Below are 5,031 nucleotides of genomic sequence, written 5' to 3'. Positions count from 1 at the left end.
CACCCCAAAGCCAAACCTTATATGAATGATACCGGTGTTTTGATTTTTCGGGACAATAAAAAACTGGTAGGTGGTGTTGGCCCACAAGAAGGTGGAATGTCGCCAAGTCCATTACAGGTCAAACGGATTGAAGAAATACATGGAAAGGAATCTCTCCCATCAACGCCAGTTAGAGAACGTCCGGTTTTTGCCGAAAAAGGAGGCTCGGACGCCTTTATTCCGCAATACCAAGAGATTCCCCCAGGGGGAGTGGAGAGTCAATCTTCTGTCCAGGATCATATTTTAAACATTGATATGCCAGAATTGGTACGGTTATCTAAAGAAATTCTTGAAGGCAAATATCCGAAGATTAAACGAGGACTTTCTAAAAAAGGAGCGCTAGGTGCTGCCAAGTTCCGGGGACCCACGGCAAATATTGATCTCAGGTATGACATTTACAAAAGTCCCACCCTGGCCAAAAAGGTACTTGCCCACGAAATAGGTCATGTTATTGATTGGCTGCCCGATAAAGAAACAAGAAGAGGTAATATTCTCGGACGTATTGCTTCTCTCAAGCGTTATATGAAATCAACGATTGATTCAATGCCCGCAGAACCATCTCAGGTGCTTTCTGAAGTTGATAGACGCAAAATTCGCAATCAAGCGCAAAAAGAAGCAAAAGCTGAAGGTGCAAAAGATGATGAGCTTAAAAAATTAACCAAAGAAAAATATCAGCAGCGAATAATTGATGAAATCCATGCACGGGATCTTTATACCAAACAAGAAATTATGGAAGAACTTAAAGGATTAACGCAAAAATGGAATCCCTTTGATCCAACAGTAGATAGCAATTATACCAAATATCGCCATTCTTCAAAAGAGTTATATGCTGAAGCTGTAAGTGTTCTTTTAAATGATCCTCAGTTATTGAAATTTGAAGCTCCAAAATTTTGGGATTCTTTTTGGAACTATGCCGAACGCAAGCCGGAAGTAATAGAAATATATAATCAAATTCAAGACGAACTTAGCGGAGTTACTTCTCAGGGGGTTCATTTTAGATCCCGTCAAGATTTGCGTGATGGATTTAGAAAATATGACAGATATTTTTCGCAGCAAGCTGAAAAAATGCCCTTGCGGGCAAGAATAGCCGAAGAGTTTTTGGATGTATCATCTGCGGTTATCAAACGGGCAAAAAGAGTAAACGAAAGAAATATTCCTCCAGAAAAAAATCCCCGTTATAAAATAGACCAACTTCGCCATTCTGGCTCTGAGTTCGAGTTGTATATGAGTGATGCTATGGAAGCAAAAAAAACGCTCGACCAAGCTGGATTAACCCTGTCTGATTTGGGAGAATACGCTACCCATCTCAGAATTATCCATGAACGGGTCAGATACAGCAAGGAAGACGAACAGTTTGTGGAAATCGCAAATCCGGCAGGCTTTGATAAAAAATCCTCTCAAGCCGTACTTGATGAATGGAAAGAAGCATTGGGACCGGAAAAATGGGAAGCTCTGGAACAAGCACGACAACAATTTTATAAGAACCATAAGCGTGTTGTTGAAAAAATGCGGGATTCGGAAGTATTTTCCGATGAACTCATGGACAAAATAGAAGATGCTGAATATTATGCCACTTTTGCCGTTGGAAAATATATGGAGCAAAAATATGGTAAGGGCGTAGGCACAGCCATATATAGACAATATGGGACTCATCAACTTACTGCTAATCCAATTACCGCTACAATGGTTAAGGATTTGGCTTTAATTAAAAGTGTTAATCGGCATATAGCAGCACGTACTGTTACTGATTTTTTACAAGAATATTATCCTCAGGACATTAAAACTCCTGAAAAAAAATATGATGCCAATAAGGGATATGCTGTTCCTGTAGAGCCAACAACTTCTGGTCTGGAACAGATCAAATATTTGCACAAGGGAAAGCTTGAAACTTATGATGTACCTAAGGAAATTGCTGATTCCGTAGAAATGAACCCCGTGGAATCAAACTTAATCACCGAAATATTGCGCGTTTCCGGCAAGCCTTTTCGACATTTGTTTGTTGAAGCGAATCCAGGTTTTTGGTTATTTAATACCATGCGAGATACTATGCGTCCGGCAAAAAATATCCCAACTTTGACCTTATTCAAGTTTATACCTCAATATACGAAAGCACTGAAACCGTCTTTTAAGTCCGCTTTTGGTGTACCTGACAGAGTAATTCGACAAATGCAAAAAGGTAACATGCTTATATCGTTGGAAAATTTTAGAGGTTGGGAAGCATCAGAAGATGCGGTATTGGAAAAACAACTAAAACAATGGCACGCCTCACCAGAAAAATGGTATCAACAAGTAATAAAACCAATTACGACTGCTTATACATATTGGACAAATATTGGCAAAGCATTAGAACGTGCACCCAAAGTAGCTACTTATCAATATTTAAAAAAGAAATTCCCGGATTTATCTGATGAAGTTGTAGGCCATATTGTTAGAAACCATGGTGGGTCCCCGGATTTTTTACGGAAAGGCGGAGCTTATAATCTTTATAATAATTTGTTTTTCTTTTCCAGTGCAATAAAAGAAGGCTGGCGGAGCGATATTGAAGCCGGCAGAGGCCAGCTTGCCGAAAAGCTAAATCTGAAAAAATCTAAAAAACAGGCAGCCGCAGGCTGGTGGTGGAAACATGCTAAATATACCCTAATTCCTAAAGCCTTAATGTATGCCGCCAGCCTTGGCCTACTTGGTGAAGGTGTAAGACGAATTATGGACGGGGCTTCAGAATATGATAAATCAAATTATTTAGTCGTCCCGATAGGTATTACCCCTAACGGAAAGAGTGTGTATTTCCGTTTTCCCACAGATGAAACCGGAAGGATGGTTGGAGGAATTTTTTGGAAAGCCTTGGAAGATAACAAGGGCAATGATATACAAAATTTATTTGATTATATGGTAGGCCAAGCGCCCACCTTACATCCCGTTATTGGTGTGGCTACTGATACTGTTCAATATGCTTCCGGTAAAAATCCTTATGATTTTTTTCATGGCAGACATGCAATCCCGAGGCAACTTTTTGAGGCTCACGATTGGGAAACCCATGAAGCATTTGCCAAGTATATTGCAAATAAATCAGGATTATCTGTTATACATCGTTTTCGACATGATGATCTAGAAAGAGTAAAAAGTGAACTTGAAGAAATAGTAGATTATCCAATTTCATCTAATACAATAGGCCGGTTTTTAAAAGTGACCGATTATGGTATTCGACAAGATATTGAAAAAACATTGGATGAAGAAAAAACAGAACATGCAAGAGAATTAAAAGATGCACGAAATGCAATTATTAAATTGCTAAACGGAGAATCGCTTACTCGAAATGAAATGGTAGCTATGATAAAGCACCCGCAATCAGTGGACAGAAATTTTTCAGTTTTATTAGCCAGAAAATATGGTTCTGTTTGGCAAAACGCTTTGTTATCTGCTCAAACAAATAGAGAAAAGGCTTTAATTCTTCGAGAATTTTTAAAGAAGCATCCTGAATTAATGAAAAACAAAAAAGCAACAGGGGAGAAAGACTAACCATGCTCACACAATCAATCACCCGACCCATCACACGACCTATCACACGCTACATTACAAGCGGCTATGAAGGTAGTTATTATGGTGCTTCTATTGTCTACGGCATCAAATGGGATACCACAAACTCAAGTTCAACCGTCACGAAAGGCGTTATTAATAATGGCGCGTTTGTTGAGCAGGATTATACGGACCACCCAATACAAGAACAGATAAAACGAGTATTACGCAAGGCTGACGCCAGCAGCAAAAAATATCTTGATGCTGATGACTCTACAAAGCTATCTGACGGATCGGCTGCCACGTTGGACGGCTCCGATGGTGACGTGCAAGCCGAAATCCCACGCCATTACCAACTTTGGGTCCGTGACGGTGATACACAATATATCCTTATCGGAGACGGCCGCTTTAAATTTTTAGGCGTAGAAGCCTGGATGCCTCTCTGCTTTCGCGGGCGAAGATATTATTATTTTGATGCCTTTGAAGGCGTGCTCTATGACGACGATGCGGGGTCGCTGATAGATGGCCAGGATAGTACACCCGAAGCCGCGGACAAAACAAATGATATATGCCGGAGCCTGCCTGGATACAAGCCCTGGGTTTATGAGGAGCGCGGGCAGTACCGGCAGTTGTTTGCCAATCGCGGCGGAGAGACCCACCAGCAGATGTGGAATGCGCATCAGATGATAGTGGCGCTGTTTGTCACCGAGTACGGCGACTGGGATTCTCAATCGGAGCTGCCCGGTTATACCGACGCTGGATCGTGGGATTATGCAAAAGTGCGCAAGACCGGGCGTACTATGAGCCTGGGCAATGTGAGCGGATCTGTGCAGGTGGATTTCTCTGGCGATGACAGCGATCTCAAGCCGAGCGTGGCAGGCGGCGGCAGTGACTGGGTGGAGTCTACAACCACGCCGGGTGAATATTATTATGACGGAGACCTGGTGCCCACCGAGCCGGTCAAAATGCTGCGCAGCGGCGTGGAAATGACAAACGGCACTCTGGGATCACTTAACAATGATGAGTGGGCCTGGGGAGACCAGGACAGCATTGGCGAGGACCGGCCATATGTTAAAGTTTCAGAGGGAGACCCGGACAGCTTGTCAGCCGATACAATCGAGGCGCAGCTTGTGAGCGATACCCAGATCGTGGCCAATTCCTACCGCGGCATAGAAAATATTTTCGGGCATATCTGGGGATTCCTTGACGGTATCAACATCGACAATACAAGCGGAGACTGCCATGTGTACACATGCACCACGCCGGATGATTTTGCCGATGATACAGCCACCAATTACGTGGATACCGGCCATACTCCGGCATTTGGCGATGATGACGGATATATCGTAGACATTTTGGGCGCAGGCAAGCACTGCCCGCTGTACCCGGACGATATTACCGGCGGGTCGTCAAGCACATATTTGTGTGACTATCATTATAACAATAGCGGGGCCTGGCGTGTCCTGATGGTCCCTCCCC

2 protein-coding genes are annotated in these 5,031 nt (G+C 42.9%); both read left to right on the top strand.

Translation table 11 applies throughout. From position 1 onward, the window contains the following. Nucleotides 1-21 precede the first annotated feature (21 nt). Nucleotides 22-3,555 (top strand): hypothetical protein, encoded by a 3,534-nt coding sequence (locus tag KGY70_16740; protein ID MBS3776847.1) that lies wholly within the window; start codon nucleotides 22-24, stop codon nucleotides 3,553-3,555. Nucleotides 3,556-3,557: 2 nt separating this feature from the next. Then, the coding region (locus KGY70_16735) for a hypothetical protein (protein MBS3776846.1) at nucleotides 3,558-5,031 on the top strand (1,474 nt) is incomplete at its 3' end.

It is taken from the genome of Bacteroidales bacterium, from assembly GCA_018334875.1.
In the GTDB taxonomy this organism is placed as follows: Bacteria; Bacteroidota; Bacteroidia; order Bacteroidales; family UBA12077; genus JAGXLC01.
The sequence above is the reverse complement of the archived record's forward strand: the minus strand, read 5'-3'. Positions and strand labels throughout refer to the sequence as shown.

Coding starts and splice junctions, on each gene's coding strand:
- KGY70_16740 (MBS3776847.1), top strand. CDS start 22: ATGAATGATACCGGTGTTTTGATTTTTCGGGACAATAAAAAACTGGTA.